General features: G+C 66.0%; 12 protein-coding genes, 3 tRNA genes and 2 pseudogenes. 7 read left to right on the top strand and 10 right to left on the bottom strand.

Features of this window, described 5'->3' with window-relative positions:
• Positions 1 to 248 precede the first annotated feature (248 nt).
• The 7 genes from ADBZ5N_RS10905 to ADBZ5N_RS10875 form a co-directional block, all read right to left on the bottom strand.
• A complete protein-coding gene (locus tag ADBZ5N_RS10905; protein ID WP_526257501.1) occupies positions 249 to 869 on the bottom strand; it encodes an AAA family ATPase in 621 nt (206 codons plus the stop codon).
• A 187-nt stretch (positions 870 to 1,056) separates the two neighbouring features.
• Positions 1,057 to 1,545 (bottom strand): nitroreductase family deazaflavin-dependent oxidoreductase, encoded by a 489-nt coding sequence (locus ADBZ5N_RS10900; protein WP_526257500.1) that lies wholly within the window; start codon positions 1,543 to 1,545, stop codon positions 1,057 to 1,059.
• A 237-nt stretch (positions 1,546 to 1,782) separates the two neighbouring features.
• Complete coding sequence (locus tag ADBZ5N_RS10895) at positions 1,783 to 2,676, bottom strand: class I SAM-dependent methyltransferase (RefSeq protein ID WP_526257499.1); 894 nt, start codon at positions 2,674 to 2,676, stop codon at positions 1,783 to 1,785.
• Between the two features lie 408 nt (positions 2,677 to 3,084).
• Positions 3,085 to 3,954, bottom strand: coding sequence for a glycerophosphodiester phosphodiesterase family protein (locus tag ADBZ5N_RS10890; RefSeq protein WP_526257503.1), 870 nt, complete (start codon positions 3,952 to 3,954; stop codon positions 3,085 to 3,087).
• Between the two features lie 159 nt (positions 3,955 to 4,113).
• A complete protein-coding gene (locus ADBZ5N_RS10885; protein WP_526257502.1) occupies positions 4,114 to 4,287 on the bottom strand; it encodes a type II toxin-antitoxin system RelE/ParE family toxin in 174 nt (57 codons plus the stop codon).
• A 354-nt stretch (positions 4,288 to 4,641) separates the two neighbouring features.
• Positions 4,642 to 4,714 (bottom strand) — tRNA-Arg (locus ADBZ5N_RS10880).
• A gap of 37 nt (positions 4,715 to 4,751) precedes the next feature.
• A tRNA-Ser gene (locus ADBZ5N_RS10875) sits at positions 4,752 to 4,840 on the bottom strand.
• Between the two features lie 204 nt (positions 4,841 to 5,044).
• On the opposite strand from ADBZ5N_RS10875, the gene hisC reads away from it, so the two are divergent.
• The 4 genes from hisC (at position 5,045) to ADBZ5N_RS10855 (ending at position 8,551) form a co-directional block, all read left to right on the top strand.
• Positions 5,045 to 6,112, top strand: a complete 1,068-nt coding sequence (gene hisC, locus ADBZ5N_RS10870; RefSeq protein ID WP_526257498.1) for a histidinol-phosphate transaminase — start codon at positions 5,045 to 5,047, stop codon at positions 6,110 to 6,112.
• Positions 6,113 to 6,176: 64 nt separating this feature from the next.
• The gene (gene cysK, locus ADBZ5N_RS10865) at positions 6,177 to 7,112 is read left to right on the top strand and encodes a cysteine synthase A (protein WP_526257497.1); all 936 of its coding nucleotides are present in this window, start codon (positions 6,177 to 6,179) and stop codon (positions 7,110 to 7,112) included.
• Positions 7,113 to 7,115: 3 nt separating this feature from the next.
• Complete coding sequence (gene epsC, locus ADBZ5N_RS10860) at positions 7,116 to 7,700, top strand: serine O-acetyltransferase EpsC (protein ID WP_526257496.1); 585 nt, start codon at positions 7,116 to 7,118, stop codon at positions 7,698 to 7,700.
• 26 nt (positions 7,701 to 7,726) lie between these two features.
• Positions 7,727 to 8,551 carry a crotonase/enoyl-CoA hydratase family protein gene (locus ADBZ5N_RS10855; RefSeq protein WP_526257495.1) on the top strand — a complete coding sequence of 275 codons (825 nt, stop codon included), beginning with the start codon at positions 7,727 to 7,729 and terminating at the stop codon, positions 8,549 to 8,551.
• A gap of 103 nt (positions 8,552 to 8,654) precedes the next feature.
• Here the strand turns inward: ADBZ5N_RS10855 and ADBZ5N_RS10850 are convergent.
• Positions 8,655 to 12,872 (bottom strand): annotated as a pseudogene (locus ADBZ5N_RS10850) (beta strand repeat-containing protein); the annotation flags it as partial.
• 1,033 nt (positions 12,873 to 13,905) lie between these two features.
• Between ADBZ5N_RS10850 and ADBZ5N_RS10845 the strand changes: the two are divergent.
• Complete coding sequence (locus ADBZ5N_RS10845) at positions 13,906 to 15,159, top strand: FAD-dependent oxidoreductase (protein ID WP_526257494.1); 1,254 nt, start codon at positions 13,906 to 13,908, stop codon at positions 15,157 to 15,159.
• Entirely contained in the window at positions 15,156 to 15,617 is a 462-nt protein-coding gene (locus ADBZ5N_RS10840) for a nitroreductase family deazaflavin-dependent oxidoreductase (protein ID WP_526257493.1), read from the top strand. Before ADBZ5N_RS10845 ends, ADBZ5N_RS10840 begins: the two co-directional genes overlap by 4 nt.
• A gap of 27 nt (positions 15,618 to 15,644) precedes the next feature.
• Here the strand turns inward: ADBZ5N_RS10840 and ADBZ5N_RS10835 are convergent.
• Positions 15,645 to 15,731: transfer RNA gene (locus ADBZ5N_RS10835), tRNA-Ser, on the bottom strand.
• A 127-nt stretch (positions 15,732 to 15,858) separates the two neighbouring features.
• The gene (locus ADBZ5N_RS10830; protein ID WP_526257492.1) at positions 15,859 to 16,398 is read right to left on the bottom strand and encodes a MarR family winged helix-turn-helix transcriptional regulator; all 540 of its coding nucleotides are present in this window, start codon (positions 16,396 to 16,398) and stop codon (positions 15,859 to 15,861) included.
• A gap of 65 nt (positions 16,399 to 16,463) precedes the next feature.
• Between ADBZ5N_RS10830 and ADBZ5N_RS10825 the strand changes: the two are divergent.
• Positions 16,464 to 16,610, top strand: a pseudogene (locus ADBZ5N_RS10825) (NAD(P)H-quinone oxidoreductase); the annotation flags it as partial.

Raw genomic sequence — 16,610 nt, 5'->3', positions numbered from 1 at the left:
CGCTGCGGGGGTATCCGCAGTGCAGCAACTTCACAGTCCCGCTGCTGACAATCCAGAGCACGACGATGGACTCGGCGCTGAAGCGTGCGCCGCTGGCCGTCGGCCAGAACTCACCCTGGATCGACCTGGTCCGCACCCACGTTCCCGCCGCCACCGTCGCGATCTTGACCGGACCCGGCCACTTCCCGCAGATCGAACTGGCCGGCGAGGTTACCGCGCTGATCGCCCGAAATCGTCAGGTCGAATCGTCAGGCCCGACGTCCCCGATCTCGGCCGGTCACCTCATTGACGGCCCGCGTCAGCTGATCCAGCCGATCCTCCCGGCTGCCCACCAACTCGACCACGAGTGGGCGTCGCTCCCCCACCATCACCCCGTAACGTCCCTCGCGGTAAATCTGTTTGAAGACCGCATCGACCGCGTCGCGATATGCGTTGTCAGTCGGGCGAATGCCGTCCGCCTCCATCTCCACCGGCCAATCGTCGGACTTCGGCACGAAAGCGATGATGTCGAGGCGGTCCAGCGACTCGATGACGACCGGCGCCATCGACATCACGAACGCATCGTCGATGTCGGTGCTCCCCACGTCGGCGGTGTACTGCGAATACGCAAGGTAGTCCACCGGCGCCCGGTCGAAGATCACATCATCGACTTGCGCGGCATAGCGATGCACACGGCTCACGCTGTAGTAGAGCTGAATCCCGTTGTGCAGACGTGTTGATTCGTCACGAAACAGGATCTCGTAGGGCCCGTAGAGACCCAATGCCCGGTAGGGCTCCTCCTCGCGGGTGAAGTGAGGGTGGCGGGCAACCCAGTCGTCGACGAGGGTCGACTTGCCCAGCGAGTGGCTACCGGAAACCGCAATGCGCATGAGCACAGGGAAACTCGGGCCACCGCCGCTTGATTGCGCGGTGCATGGGGCGAGCCTACGCCGGATCTGTCTTTCGGCGGCCGGTCTGAGACCCGGGGATCCAGCGTGGGCCGGTGGCGGTTCTGCATCCGGGTATCGCTGCCGAGACCGCGGCGGGCCTGGGCTCGGTCGGTTTGGACTGCGGGCCTCAGTGCGCCGACGTCGGGCCGGAACTCTCGGTGGGGGTCAGGGTGACCACCGGGATCACCCGTGCAGTGCGCTGCTGGTAGTCGGTGAAGTACGGATACATCTCGACCAGTCGTCGCCACAATTCGTCACGTGCGGCGTCACGTGCGAGCCGGGCCTCGACGGCGAAGTGCTCACCGTTGATCTGCGCGACGGCCAGCGGGTTGGCCCGCAAGTTGAGCCACCACTCTGGGTCGCTGTCGCTGCCCGCGTAGGCCGCAGCGATCACCAGATGCACGCCATCGCGGATGTAGATCAGCGGCACGGTGCGCGGTGCACCCGTCCGTCGGCCGGTGACGGTCAGCAGCATCGTCGGGTATCTCCGGGTCTGCACCGCCCCGCCGGTGGCGCGATACAGCCGCGCGTGCAGATCGCTGAACGCGCGAGTGAGCGGTCGCATCGACGGTTTGCTCATCAGTCGGCCCGCCGCCGAGAAGAGTTTCGAGGTCATCCAACGTGTCCTCAGTTCAGCCGGATCGAGTCGATCCTAATGGACGGGCAGGTCACCCGCCCGCCTGCAGCTGCTCCCAGCTAAGAACACCGCGTTGATGGGGCGGATGAACGAGAACAGCCACTCCTGCATCCGCGCCGCAGAAGCGGAACTGCTGACCCCCAACTGGCACTGCGCGGGCCAAAAGACAGGTGCGGCAACGTCATTGTCGTGACCGTGCTCCCGAGCGTGCAGTGCCTACGCGTTGCCCCTCGAAACCGGCCGGCGGCCGGACACCTGCACGATACGCGGGAGCGTCGAGACCGTGCCGGGTGCGTGCGCGTAGTCCGTAAGCGTCCGCACAAGACCGTCGACCTCTTCCGCGCTGGCAAGTCCTCGCATGATGACCGGGTTCGCGATGGCGTCCATGGTCACCGCGTGGATCATCTGGTCCTCGGGGGTGCGCAACACCGGCTGCGTGAGGTCGACCTCCACCTCGGTGGCACCCAGGTCGTGCAGGAAGCAGGCCAGCTCGGCCCCGACCGCGGGGCTCGCGCCGTTGGCGTTCGCCGCGGCCACATACAGCTCGCGGTAGCGCGCCAGCGCGGCGCTGGGTGGTGAACCCCAGGTGGCTGCTACCTCGACATCCTCGATCATCAGGACTCCACCGGGGGTAACGGCACGCCACAGCGCCGCCATCGCCGCTCGCGGATCGGGGAGATGGCTCAGCACACACCGGGAGTAGACCACGTCGAAGTCACGAAGATCCGCGCCGCCCACATCGTCGATGCCCGCCAAGCGGAAGGTGGCGGCCGAGCCCAATGCCGCGGTGCGTGCCTGCGCGATAGCCACCACCTCTGCGTTGATGTCGATGCCGACGGCCTCGTCCGCACCGGCCGCGATCATACGCATTGCCACGTCGCCACTGCCGCACCCGACGTCGAGCACGCGACCACGGATCGCGCTGCGCCGATGGAGGAACTGCTCAGTTGCCGGCCAGCAGATGCGGGCCAACAGCTCAAGGCGTGACTCCGCCGCTGCGCCGGAACGAATGATGTAGGTGGCATCGGAGTTGCGCAGCGGACTGGTTGCGATATCCGGGGGCAGCGCGTCCGCTCCCGATGCGGCTGGCGGTCTTTGCGCGGAGGACACGTGCCTCCTCAATGCAGCCCGACAGGAAGGTTGCGTCCCGTTGTGATCGACCGCACCGGCGGCCGAGGTTGTTGTTTGCCGATGCTACCTGCTCGGCGGGATCGACGTCGATGTCGCAGATGTCCGGCAAGAGACTGGGGCAGTCCGAATCTGCGTCCATGGACCCAGGAGCCACTCGGAAATGGGTTACCGCGTCCTGCGCCGCACCAGGGGAGCCGCGCGGATGGCATCGAGCGCGAGTCGCGGGGAGTCACTGTTACGCATGACCGAAGGATCCGCCCGACGGTTTCACATGTCCACCCGCAGTGCCGATACAGACGGCCCGCAGGCTTGACCCCGCGTCGAAAAGCTTTGTCGTCATGGGGATCACCACGCTCTCTAGCGAGCGGGTGAATGTCGCCTGCGGCCTTACTGACCTCGCCACTGTCGGGCGGCCAGGGGCGAGTCGACGAGTACCGCGTCCAGACCCGCCTTCTCCGCCAATTGGTAGTCATCGGGGGTGTTGACCGCGAAGCCGATGACTTTCATGTCCGATCCGGCGGTGAAGCACTCGACGGAGGCGGGGTCCCACAACTCGGCGGCCACCGGCGAGACGCCGATTCCCAGGGTGAACTTCTCGGTGACAGTGATGTCGCGGCGCATCTCGAATCCCGCCCACCTACCGGGATCAGGTGCCGGGTCGCAACGCCCGTTCATCGCCATGTTCAGCAGCCGCAGCCGGGTGGCGTCGCGGCTCTCCGCGACCTGCAGACCCTCCGATATTGATGCGGCGGTGATATCGGCATCAGTGGAGTACACAACCGAACGTCGCGCTGCCTCGGTTTCTCGCAGCACCTGGGTGACAGCGGAAACCAGGGGCTGTGCGGGAGTTTGTTTGAGGTCGAGAAACAGCGGCATATCCGGAGGGGTCGCGCCGATGGCCTGCACCAGGGTCGGGATATGGACAGGTTGTTGCCGGTACGGATAGCCGTCAGTATCGCCGGTGAAGTTCCAGCCAGCGTTGAGTTGCTGAAGTTGTTGTGCAGTAAGGGAGTTGACCGGCCCGCTGCCGTCGGTCAGGGCGGCCAGGTCGGCAGGGCGGTACAACACCGGCACCCCGTCACTGCTGGCCTGGACGGTAAGCCACACGCCGTCAACACCGGCCTCAACAGCCTTTTCCAGGGCCAAGAGGGTGTTCTCCGGGAAGTCGCCGGTTCCGGCCCGATGCGCGATGACCATCGGTTCCCGAGCGAGTTCCGGCGGGGCGGCATGAGCCGCGGTGGTCGGACCTCCGAACATCACCGTCCATGCGGCCGCGGCAGCGGTCGCGCGCGAAACTCGGCTGCGGCTGATCTTCAACATAGGCGTTTCACCTCACGGCACGCGGGACCGGACGAGTTGCTCGGGTTACAGCATGTCTCGAATGTCGTCGCGCCACTATATGGTTCATCAAGGGGGCTAGTGGTAGTCGACGAACTCGACGTTCGACGCACCGCCAGCGCTCCAGGTGAAGCAGATTCGCCATCGGTCGTTCACCCGCACGCTGTCCTGACCGACTCGGTCGCCGGCCAGCTTCTCCAGCCGACTTTTAGGCGGCACGCGCAAATCATTGATGATTCCGGCAGCATCGATGAGGGTCAGCTTGTTGTACGCGAGTCTGCTGAGTTCCGGGCTGATCCTCTTGACGGAGCGGCGCTGCAGATCGCCTCCGCGTCGCTACGCCGGAACGAACGGATCACTGAACAATAAAAACGTCAACAGTCGGCCATCCTTGGATCGAATGGATCGGTTACGACGCCAGGACCTGAACGCGGCTCAAATCGGCTGTTTCACGCCGGCGGCGGCCCACGGGAACAGACGCGGTACCAACCGAGGCTTCACTACCGTTGCCGGGCGGCATTCTGAGATCACAGCTGGCAGCGACTGAAAAGTAGCGGATTTCGGGAAACCCACTCATAACGCGCGATGTCTTCCGCTGGTAGAGAGTGCGCCCGAAGGGATTCGAACCCCTAACCTTCTGATCCGTAGTCAGATGCTCTATCCGTTGAGCTACGGGCGCCGGTCTTCAGTTGTCGTGGCCGAGCATTCGACCGCGGCGGAGGCGAGAGGATTTGAACCTCCGGTCCCCTGTAAGGGGGACAACTCATTAGCAGTGAGTCCCATTCGGCCGCTCTGGCACGCCTCCTGAACCACATGAGCGTACCGGAGCCATCGCAGGCCCCGGAACCGCCGGTCGTCGAGGTTACACAGCCGCCGCGGAGGAAGGCAACGCCGCGCTGTCGAGGCAACGAACGTGAAGTCACGGCGAAAATCAGGCCGGGTTACCGCGGTGGACGCACACTCGGCGGCGAGGCCCGGGGCCGGGGACGGCCCACCTAGACTTGGCCCCGTGACCGTCCGATTGCGCCCAGAGCTGGCCGGCCTGCCGGCCTACACCCCGGGCAAGACCGTGCCGGGGGCCATCAAGCTGGCCAGCAACGAGACGGTGCACGGCCCGCTGCCCAGCGTGCGGGCGGCCATCGCCGAGGCCACCGAGACCATCAACCGCTACCCGGACAACGGCCACGTCGAGCTCAAGGAGCACCTGGCCGGGTTCCTCAGCAAGGACGGCGACATCCCACCAGAGCGGATCGCGGTGGGCTGCGGATCGGTGAGCCTCTGCCAGCAACTGATCCAGATCACCTGCTCGGTGGGCGATGAGGTGGTGTTCGGCTGGCGCAGTTTCGAGGTCTACCCCCTGCAGGTGAGGGTGGCCGGCGCCACCCCGGTGCAGGTGCCACTTCGGGAGAACACCTTCGACCTGGACGCGATGCTCGCCGCGATCACCGACCGCACCCGGCTGATCTTCGTGTGCAACCCGAACAACCCCACCTCCACCGTCGTCGACCCCGACGAGCTGAACCGATTCGTGGCCGCGGTGCCGCCGGAGGTCCTGGTGTGTATCGACGAGGCCTACGTCGAGTACATCCGCGACGGCATGCTGCCCGACAGCCTCGGCCTGGCGCAGACTTACCCGAATGTCGTCGTCTTGAGGACTTTTTCGAAGGCCTACGGGCTGGCCGGCCTGAGGATCGGCTACGCCGTCGGCGATCCGGAGGTGATCACCGCCCTGGGCAAGGTGTACGTGCCGTTCACCGCCAGCACCGTCTCGCAGGCTGCGGCGATCGCCTCGCTGCAGGCTGTCGACGAACTGCTGGCCCGCACCCACGCCGTCGTCGACGAGCGGCGCCGGGTCGCAGATGCCCTGACCGAACTGGGCTACACCGTTCCGGCGTCACAGGCCAATTTCGTGTGGCTGCCACTGGGCGCCGAGACCGTCGACTTCGCCACCCAGGCCACCGAGCAGGCCCGGGTCCTGGTTCGCCCCTACGGCAACGAAGGGGCCCGGGTCAGCATCGGAGCGGCTGAAGAGAACGACGCGTTCCTCACCTTCGCCGGTTCGTGGATACGCCGCTGACCGGGCCATCCGCACCGAACGGTTAGCGTGGAAGCCAGCAACAGCCTCGAGGAGGGATTCAGCCGTGGGCAGGATCTATAACAATGTCAGCGAGTTGGTCGGCCGCACCCCACTGGTCCGGCTCAACCGGCTGACCGAGGGACTCGACGCCACCGTGGTCGCCAAACTCGAGTTCTACAACCCGGCCAACAGCGTCAAGGACCGCATCGGCGCGGCGATCATCGACGCCGCCGAACAATCCGGTGAACTCAAACCCGGCGGCACCATCGTCGAGGCCACCAGCGGCAACACCGGCATAGCCCTGGCCATGATCGGCGCGGCCCGCGGCTATCACGTGATCCTGACCATGCCGGAGACCATGTCCACCGAACGCCGGGTGATGTTGCGCGCCTACGGCGCCGAGATCGTGCTCACCCCCGGGTCGGAGGGGATGGCCGGCGCGGTGGATCGGGCCAAGCAGATCATCGCCACCACCCCCAACGCGATCGCGGCCAATCAGTTCGCCAACCCCGCCAACCCGGCCATCCACGAGAAGACCACCGCCGAGGAGGTATGGGCCGACACCGACGGCGAGGTCGACATCTTCGTGGCCGGGATCGGCACCGGCGGCACCATCACCGGGGTCAGCCGGGTGCTCAAGGCCCGCAAACCCTCGGTGCAGATCGTCGGGGTGGAGCCCAAGGACTCCCCGCTGTTGACCGAAGGCAAGGCCGGCCCGCACAAGATCCAGGGCATCGGCGCCAATTTCGTGCCCGAGGTGCTCGACCGGACCAGCTACGACGAGATCATCGACGTCGAACTCGACGACGCCCTGCGGGTGGCCCGCGACCTGGGCACCGAGGAAGGCATCCTCAGCGGCATCTCCACCGGGGCCATCATCTGGGCGGCCCTGGACCTGGCCAAGCGTCCGGAGAACGCCGGCAAGCTGATCGTCGCGGTGGTGTGCGACTACGGCGAGCGCTACATCTCCACAGTCCTTTTCGAGGACATCAGGGATTAAGCCGTGACCCTGCGGTCCACCCTGCGCGAGGACCTGCGCAACGCCCGCCTGCACGACCCGGCGGCCCGCGGTGACGTCGAGAACGCGCTGGTGTACTCCGGTCTGCACGCGATCTGGTCCTACCGACTGGCGCACCGGATGTGGGCTGTGCCGGCATTGCGGGGACCGGCGCGGATCCTGAGCCAACTGACGCGCGTGCTGACCGGCATCGAGATCCACCCGGGAGCGACGATCGGGCAGCGGTTCTTCATCGACCACGGCATGGGTGTGGTGATCGGGGAGACCGCCGAGATCGGCGACGACGTCATGCTCTACCACGGCGTCACCCTCGGCGGGCGGTCCCTCGAGCACGGCAAGCGCCACCCCACCATCGGTGACCGGGTCACCGTGGGCGCCGGCGCCAAGGTTCTGGGCCCGGTGTTCATCGGCGCCGACAGCGCCGTCGGCGCTAATGCCGTTGTCACCCATGATGTTCCACCGGAGTCGATCGCCACCGGAATTCCCGCGGTGGTCCGGCCGCGGGGCGAGAAGCAGCGCGAACCGCTCGTCGATCCGACCTGCTACATCGACCCCGCGATGTACATCTGAGGTCGGCCCGCCGTAATTTGGTGGCCATGAGCACCTACGAATCCCTCGCCATCGAGGTCAAGGACAACGTCGCCCAGGTCACCCTGCTCGGGCCGGGCAAGGGCAACGCCATGGGTCCGGCGTTCTGGAACGAGATGCCGGTGGCGTTCGGCGAACTCGACGCCGACCCCGAGGTGCGGGCCATCGTGCTCAACGGTTCGGGGAAGAATTTCTGCTACGGACTGGACCTGCTGGCGATGGGCGGCACCCTACCGTCGGTTGACGGCGATTCGGCGGCTTCGGCCCGCCCGCGGGCGAAATTCCACACCGAGGTCAGGCGCCTGCAGGACTCGATCACCGCGGTGGCCGACTGCCGGACCCCGACCATCGCCGCGATCCACGGGTGGTGCATCGGGGGCGGGGTCGATCTGATCAGTGCGGTGGACATCCGCTACGCCAGCGCCGATGCGAAGTTCTCGGTGCGCGAGGTGAAACTGGCGATCGTCGCCGACGTCGGCAGCCTGGCCCGGCTGCCCTACATCCTCTCGGATGGTCACCTGCGCGAATTGGCGTTGACCGGCAAGGACATCGACGCCGCCCGCGCCGAGAAGATCGGCTTGGTCAATGAGGTACTGCCCGACGCCGACGCGGTCCTGGCGGCCGCGCACGCCACCGCGGCAGAGATCGCGGCGAACTCGCCGCTGACAGTGCGCGGCATCAAAGATGTGCTCGACGAGCAGCGCACCGATGCCGTGGCGGCGAGCCTGCGCTACGTGGCGGCGTGGAACTCGGCGTTCCTGCCGTCACGAGACCTCAAAGAAGCCGTCACCGCAATGTTCGAGAAGCGTCCGCCGAACTTCACCGGCGACTAGGCACCCTGTTTCCACCTCCGACGAGGGAATCTCACGCCTGCGGCGAGCAGTGCGAGAAGGCGCACTGCTGCACGGCTCGGGCCGCGCCTGACTCGTTGACCGCTTACGCCGCAGACGAAAGTGGGAACGGCCCGAGCGTTCCGCTGCCGCTGAGAGTGGTGTCGCTTGTGATGCCCTGGCTGATCGTCATCCCTGGGAGCAGTGTCATGGGGCCGATGGGCCCTCCCAGATCCGTGTCAGCGAGTACCGAGCTCGTTGCCGCGATGGCCGATGGGAACGGCCCAGGAGCGGAGCCGGCCGGGCTACCCCCGTTGACGTACGTGTTGAAAGTGCCGACGGTCAAGCCACCCGAGCACGTGACGCCCAAGGCGGCACAGTAGCCCACCCGCTGGTAGAGCAGAGCCTGCAAGGGGATCGACAGATCGGTCTGCTGCAGATCGAATGAGCCCGTGCTTCCGTCAATGGGCACGTCGACGCCGGCCTTCACGACGTAGGAGTAGGGGAACTCCTGGATGGTGCCGTTGGCCAGCGACGCGACGATCGGACCCAGCAGAGCGTTGACATCGACGACGGCACCCTTGCCGGGGCCGCCGATGTTCAGCGACAGCACCTGATCGGCCGGGAAGCCGAGTTCGATCGGGCCGGTCGTGATCGGGCCGAGGCTAACGACCGGCGACAGCTGCAGCGCGACGCAGACCTGAGCGCACATGGGCCGGAAGGTGCCGGCGGCCGGCGGTGTCGTGTTGCCCTTGATCGCTCCCTGGAAGACCAGGCCGCCCAGGGTGTTGCCCACCGGGGCGGTGCCGATGGTGATCTGGGGAATGGTGATCGGGGAGATGGTGAGCGGGGTGGCGCTGAGGCTGACCGGGAGGTCGACCGGGACGGCCACGTTCGCGGAGATCGGGATCTGGCTGATCTGAACCTGATCGACGTTGATGCCGAGCGGATCCGTCGTCAGGCCGATCGGAACACCGATCGTGAACGGCCCGAGCCCGCCGTCGAGGTTGAGCCCGAACCCGGCGCCGGGTCCGCCGATGTTGCCCGACAACGTCGGCAGTCCGATCGTTATCGGATCAACGTTGATTTCGCCGACGGGCAATACCGTTCCGGGCACGTTGAAGTCGAGGAACACGTTGCCCAGCGGTGCTGACGTGGGCTGGTTGCGCACCGTCTGCCAGTTCGTGGTGGTGACGTTGAAGCCGGGGATTTTGAAGCCCTGCAGGGTGAGGTCAGCGAAGTCGGCGACGAAGGGGATGTCGACCGGGATATCGGCGTTGAGTTTGATCGGGGTTTGGGCGACGTTGGCGTGGATGTCCGCCCCGAGTCCGGGGGTGTCGGTACGAGTGAGGCTGAACTTCGCGTTGCCGCCTCCGCCGGGACCGTAGTTCGGGCCGATGGCGCCGCTGATATTGATCGGGATCGACACCCCCGGGCCGCCGATCAAGCCGGACAACAGCGGATCGGCGGAGGTGATGTTGATGTCGGGCACCGTGATCGGCCCGATCCCGATGTCTGAGGTCAGCGGAATATTGGCCGGACCGAACAGATTCGGGACTGTGAGGCTCAAAGAGCTGGGGCTCACCAGCTGGCCGGGGATGGTGGGGATGCTGAATCCGTCGATGGTAATGGGCCCGGTCAGGCTGGCGCTGAGAGGGACGTTGAGACCGATGTCACCGGTGAGGTTGATCGGGATCTCGGAGATGTCGACGTTGGTGTCGATGCCGAGCGACCAGCCGCCCTGGGCTTTGGGAGACCCCGATCCGCTTCTTGCTGATCCGGACCCGAAGTTGACGAACAGACCCGACAGGTTCGTGCCGAGGTTGAGCAGCCCCGAGACGAACGCCGACAGCGCCGGGTCCAGGGTGCTGGTGTTGCCATACCCCGAGATATCCCCGCCCAGATTGTCAAAGCCCGACCCCGAACCGGTGTTGTTCGCGCCGGACAGACCCGCCTGCAACGCCTCGTTCATCCACCCGGAGGTGGCTCCGAAACCGGAATTGAAGAATCCCGACTGTGCACCGCCGCCGTAGTTGAACAGCCCCGAGGAGGGCAGATCGGAGGAGTTGAACAACCCGGGCCCGCCCAGGCGGAACAGCGAGATCCGGCCGGGCCCGAGGGTGCCGTTGAGCACGATCGGGATCGAGGTGCCCGGCCCGCCCAGAGTTCCGACCAACTGCGGCACAGTGACATTGGTGCCCGGGAACGTGATCGGCCCCAGCGACCCGACCGCGTTGATCACCACGTCGGCGTTGATGCCCGGCGCGAGTTCGAACTGGGTGGTGATGCTGGTGTCGATCGGACTGACCGGCAGGTCGATGCTCGGGATCGCGATCGGGTTGGTCAGCTCTGCGGTGATCGGGATGTTGACCGGGATGTCGGCGTTGAGCGTGATCGGGATCTGGGAGAGGTCCGCGCCGAGGTCGATGTTGAACTGGCCGCCGTCGTCGCGACGCCAGAACAGCCCGTTGGAACCGGTGGCGGTGTTGTAGGCGCCGGTGTTGATGTTGCCGGTGTTGACCCAGCCGGTATTGCCGTCACCGGTGTTCGACCAGCCGGTGTTGCCATCGCCGATGTTGGCCACACCGGTGTTGAGGATGCCGGCGTTGGCGTTTCCGGTGTTGGACTGACCCGCGTTGTGCGAGCCGGTGTTGAGATTCCCGGAGTTGCCCAGTCCGGTGTTGGTGTTGCCGGTGTTGAACAACCCGGTGTTGAGGATGCCGGCATTGCCGAAGCCCCAGTTGTTCGTCCCGGAATTGAAGATGCCGGTATTGCCGGTGCCGGAGTTGAACAGACCCTTGTTGCCGCTACCGGAATTGAACCCCCCGATGCCGAACTGGTTATCCCCGGTCAGACCGATACCGATGTTGCCGTTGCCGGTATTGCCGAAACCGATGTTGCCGTTACCGGTGTTACCGCCACCGAAGTTACCGCTGCCGTTGTTGCCCCAGCCCCAGTTATTGCTGCCCAGGTTGCCCGACCCCAGGTTGCCCGACCCGATGTTTCCACCGCCGAGGTTCTTGTCCCCGTCGTTACCCGAGCCGAGGTTCGCATCACCGATATTCCCGAAGCCCCAGTTGCCGCTGCCGTCATTGCCCGCACCGAGGTTGTTGTCCCCGAAGTTGCCGTCACCGAAGTTCAGCGAACCCACATTGCCCGCACCGAGATTGAACGTCGACCCTCCGGTCACCCCGTTGACATACCAACCGGAAAGCGCAGCACCGAAGTTCTCGAAACCGGAAAGCAACGCCGGCTCGGAGAGTTGCAAAGAGCTGGTGTTGCGAAAACCCGACACAGACGAGCCCAGATTCGAGAACCCCGAGCCCGAGCCCGAGTTCGAGAAGCCCGACAGCCCGGCGCCGAAAATCGCCGCGAGATTGAAGAAGCCGGAGACTAGGCCTGCGCCGGTATTCAGAACACCCGAGCCGCCGCCTGCGCCGGTGTTGAAGAATCCGGACGAAGCAACGGTGCTGGTGTTGAACAAGCCGGGGCCTGCGGGGATGTCGATGACGGTCAGTTTGATCGGTCCGGTGGTGCCGGTGACGTGGGCAACTACTGTCGTCGGTCCGACCGTCACGGTCAGCGGTCCGACCGGAATCTGCGTGCCGATGTCGAGCGGGAGCGTCTCGTCAACCGTGATCCCGGGGAGCATGTATTCCACAACGATGCCGGGAAACCAATTCTGGTTGTCCTCGGTCTCGAAGAAGCCGTTGCTGGCGTTGCCGGAGTTGAAGGCGCCGGTGTTGAGGTAGCCGGAGTTGAACAGGCCGGTGTTGGAACTGCCGGAGTTGAACCATCCGGTGTTGAGGTCACCGCTGTTGAAGTCGCCGGAGTTGGTGCTGCCGCTGTTGAAATTGCCGCTGTTGGAGTTACCTACGTTGAACGACCCGGTGTTCTTGTGGCCGACGTTGGCATCCCCGGTGTTGGCGTCCCCGGCGTTGAAGCTTCCCGTGTTGTATCTGCCGGAGTTGCCCAAGCCCCAGTTGCCGGTGCCGGAGTTGAAGAACCCGATGTTGCCGGTGCCGGAGTTGAACAACCCGATGTTGCCGGTGCCGGAGTTGAACCCGCCAAACCCGATCTGGTTGTCGCCAGTCAACCCGATCCCGATATTGCCCGTACCGGTGTTGCCGAACCCGATGTTGCCCGTACCGGAGTTGCCGCCGCCGAAGTTACCCGTGCCGGTGTTGCCGAGACCGACGTTCTTGCTGCCTAGGTTCCCCGACCCAACATTTCCCGAACCCAGGTTTCCGTCGCCGAAGTTCCAATCACCTTGGTTACCAGAGCCGAAGTTGTTGGAGCCAACGTTGCCGAACCCGAAGTTAAAGGTCGTCGGCCCGGATGTCGGGAGAGGTGCGGGCGCGACGGTCGCCTTGGTGGTACCGGGGGTGACTGACCATCCCGTGGCCGACGGAGGAGCGGTGCTCTGCCCGACAGTGGCCTGAGAGACAGCGGCCTGAGAGACAGCGGCCTCTGCGAGAGTGCCCGGGACATCCGTAGGGTCATCGTCGGCTGCGGATGCCCTCGTCGCACCGGACACCGTCGAGGAGGGCCGTGGCACTGTGGACGTGCGCACCGGCGAGTCGGCAGCCGATGAGGCTTTCGATGAATCCGCCGCACTTCGTGCGGAGTGGCCGCTCCGGGTTGAGGACACCTCCGAATCGGAATCGGCGTAAGCGATAGGGGGTGTTGCGAGGGCTATCCCGAGTGCACCAGCGAACGCCCCCGCTACCAACCACAGGTAGAGATGTACGAGACGGTGGCGCGATTGCTCTGCACGGCGACGCAACGGGTGGGTGCCGACACCGACCGCGTCGCAGGCCTCCATCACAGCAAAATAGCAGTTAACTCTCAGAATACTGCGGATTTGGAGCAAAGAATTCACTGAATCGGTGTTGCTGCGATGGCGGCGGAAGTCTTGTTGTCGCTGCTTGATCAGCCTGCGTCGACCCGCCGTCGTGAGCGGGGATCGGCACTCTGAAGATAGAGTTCACCCGCTGTCCTATCTCGTCGGTCGCCAACTTCGCGCCGCGGAGATCGTCGAAGCGCTGGGAGTGTCACAATCGGCGTACTACCTGGCGCGCGACGAGGGCCGGCTAGTCACCGCCGACAACCTGATCCGGCCGGGCACCACGCTCCGCCTGAACCCCGTCGACTTGATGCTGCGCTACGGATTGATCAGCGAGACCTCGGTCCTGGAGTGCGCCCGCGAGTTTGAGCCCGCCGGGCCCCCCGAGCCGCCGCTAAGGAGACCAACCGCCGCGGCGCCCGGCTGCAACCGCGTCTCGACGTGCCGCCGGTCTGAACCACCGACACGCGGTCCCGACGTTCGCCGTCCCTAGACGACTACCGTGGGCGCCATGGCCGTCGTGATCGTGGGAGCCGGACTGGCCGGTCTGGCCGCCGCCCGACATCTCACCCGCCACGGCGTCGAGGTCACCGTGCTCGAAGGCTCCGATGCCGTGGGCGGTCGGGTTCGGACCGACGTCGTCGGCGGTTACCGGCTTGACCGTGGCTTCCAGCTGTACAACCCGGCCTACCCCGAGGGCGCTCGCGTCCTTGACCATCGCGCGCTCGACTTGAAGCCTTTCGTTGCCGGCGCCCGCATCGTGGTCGACCGCGGCGGACGCCGCCGGGTGCAGCGGGTCGCCGATCCCCTCCGCAAGCCCTCGTGGGCCGTGCCGTCGCTACGTGCACGTGTCGGCTCGCCGCTGTCGATCGCCCGCTTCGGTGCCTACGCGGCCTCCTGCGCCGTCCGGTCGGTCCCGTCCCTGGGCCACGCTCCGGACGTCACCAGCGAGGAGGCACTGCGCCGGGCCGGCGTGGATCACACGCTGCTGGAGACGGTGCTTCGCCCCTTCCTGTCCGGGGTCTTCCTGGACGCCGAGTTGACGACGTCGCGGCGCTTCCTGGACGTCGTGCTCAAGTCGTTCGTACGAGGCACCCCGAGCGTGCCGGCCCTGGGCATGCAGCGCATCCCCGAACAACTCGCCGCCGGGGTCGACGTGCGACTCGGCCATCGAGTTGCCGCCGTCGCGCAGCACCGGGTCGACGTGGTCGACGGTGACACGCACTCCGCCGAGGCCGTCATCGTCGCGACCGATCCGAGGACCGCCGCTGGATTCGTGCCGGGCGTTGCGGCACCCGCGGCGCGCTCGGTCACCACCTGGTACTACCGGCCCGACTGCGCCCCGGCCGAACTTGCCGACGGCGAGGCCGTGCTCACCCTCGACGGGTCTGGCCGCGGACCGCTGGTCAACACCGTGGTGCTCAGTCACGCCGCACCCGACTACGCCCCTCCGGACAGCGCGCTGATTGCGGCCTCGGCGCTGGGTGCGTGGGACACCCCCGAGCAGGACAACGCAGTTCGTGACCATCTGGCCTGGCTCTACGGTCGGCCGACGCAGGGCTGGGAGCTCATCGCCAGTTACCCGATTCGCTACGCGCTGCCGGCGATGCCGGTGCCGTTCAACCTCCAGCGCCCGGTGCGCACGGCGGAGGGCATCTACGTCGCCGGTGACCATCGTGATACGTCGTCGATCCAGGGGGCGCTGGTCAGCGGACGCCGGGCGGCCCAGGCGCTATTGAAGGATCGGGGACTGACGAATCCATGAGTTTCACGACCAAGAATGGGACGACGGGCGCGCGCCAGCCCGGCGGGCGGCTGCTGCACCTGATGAACAGCCTGATCACCAGACGTATCCGTAAGGGCGGCAGGCTGATGGGCGGCACCGACGGTGTGGTGCTGACCACCATCGGACGCAAGAGCGGCCAACCGCGGAGCACGCCGCTGGTGTGGTTTCCCGGCGCCGACGGCAGTTGGCTGATCGTCGCTTCCGCGGCGGGAGCGCCCCGAAATCCCGCCTGGTACTACAACATCGCCGCGCATCCCGACCGTGTGCAGATCGAAATCGAAGGACGAAGCATCCCGGTGAGCGCGGCGCAACTGCACGGCGAGGAACGGGAGGCCGCGTGGCGCGCGATCGTCGCCGCATCGCCCAGATTCACCCGCTATCAGCAGCAGACCGATCGCGAGTTGCCGGTGATCCGGTTGACCGAGCGGACAGCCTGACGCTGTTCCTAAGCCGAGGCGGTGCCGCGGTGGCGGAGGGATTTGAACCCCCGGACGGTGTTAGCCGTCTCTCGCTTTCAAGGCGAGTGCATTAGGCCGCTCTGCCACGCCACCGCCGACAAGCGTAGCGGGCGGCGAATCAGACCCAGCCGACAAGCGTAGCGGGCGGCGAATCAGACCCAGCCGACAAGCGTAGCGGGCGGCGAATCAGACCCAGCCGACAAGCGTAGCGGGCGGCGAATCAGCGTCGACTCGCCTTGCCGTCCGGACTCGACGCCTTCACCTTGCCATCCGGGCTCGACGACTTCAGCGCGGCGCTGATCCGCTCGCAGTTCTCCCCCAACGACGACATCTGGCTCCGCGTCAACGGACGCACGAATCGTTGCCGTACCGCCTGCGCGTAGGTCACGATCGCCAACGCCAGAACGTCCCGGCCCTCGTCGGTGACCGCCGCCAGCACGCCGCGGCCATCGTCGGGACTGGCCTGCCGCCGCACCAGACCGGCTTGTTCAAGCCGTCGGATCTGACGGGTGACGCGACTGGGCAACGACACCAATTGCATTGCGAGGTCACCCATCCGGGCCGCGCCAGACTCGGAACTGCACAGAATCTCCAACAGCCGAACATCGGCCAGATTGAGACTGTGCTCTTCGGACAGCACCCGATTGAGCGAGCCGTAGACACGCAACGCCGCGCCCAGAAAACTCTCCCAGGCTTGCTGCTCTGCAGGATCGAGTCCCGGTAGAGGACCAGGTGACCGCCCCGTCATGGTCCCGCCCATGACGTTATGTTAGGCGATCTGAGGGTTCCTGCCGGGTTTTCCAGCGGGGAAGTAGCGTGAGCACGGTGCGCGCCATCGTGACCGACGCCGACCGTTTGCTCTGGCATGAGGTGCCTGCGGTGTCGGCCGCCAGGGGTGAGGTGGTGATCGAGGTCCGCGCGGCCGGGGTCAACCGCGCCGACCTGTTGCAGGCCGCCGGCAAGTACCCACCC

This window comes from Mycobacterium sp. (assembly GCF_044370595.1).
In the GTDB taxonomy this organism is placed as follows: Bacteria; Actinomycetota; Actinomycetes; order Mycobacteriales; family Mycobacteriaceae; genus Mycobacterium.
Note: the sequence above shows the minus strand (reverse complement) of the source record. Positions and strands in the feature narration are given on the sequence as shown.

Excerpts from the sequence above, each read along its gene's own strand:
- ADBZ5N_RS10905 (WP_526257501.1), bottom strand. The coding sequence starts at position 869 with ATGCGCATTGCGGTTTCCGGTAGCCACTCGCTGGGCAAGTCGACCCTC.
- ADBZ5N_RS10900 (WP_526257500.1), bottom strand. The coding sequence starts at position 1,545 with ATGACCTCGAAACTCTTCTCGGCGGCGGGCCGACTGATGAGCAAACCG.
- ADBZ5N_RS10890 (WP_526257503.1), bottom strand. The coding sequence starts at position 3,954 with ATGTTCGGAGGTCCGACCACCGCGGCTCATGCCGCCCCGCCGGAACTC.
- ADBZ5N_RS10855 (WP_526257495.1), top strand. The coding sequence starts at position 7,727 with ATGAGCACCTACGAATCCCTCGCCATCGAGGTCAAGGACAACGTCGCC.
- ADBZ5N_RS10845 (WP_526257494.1), top strand. The coding sequence starts at position 13,906 with ATGGCCGTCGTGATCGTGGGAGCCGGACTGGCCGGTCTGGCCGCCGCC.
- ADBZ5N_RS10840 (WP_526257493.1), top strand. The coding sequence starts at position 15,156 with ATGAGTTTCACGACCAAGAATGGGACGACGGGCGCGCGCCAGCCCGGC.
- ADBZ5N_RS10830 (WP_526257492.1), bottom strand. The coding sequence starts at position 16,398 with ATGGGCGGGACCATGACGGGGCGGTCACCTGGTCCTCTACCGGGACTC.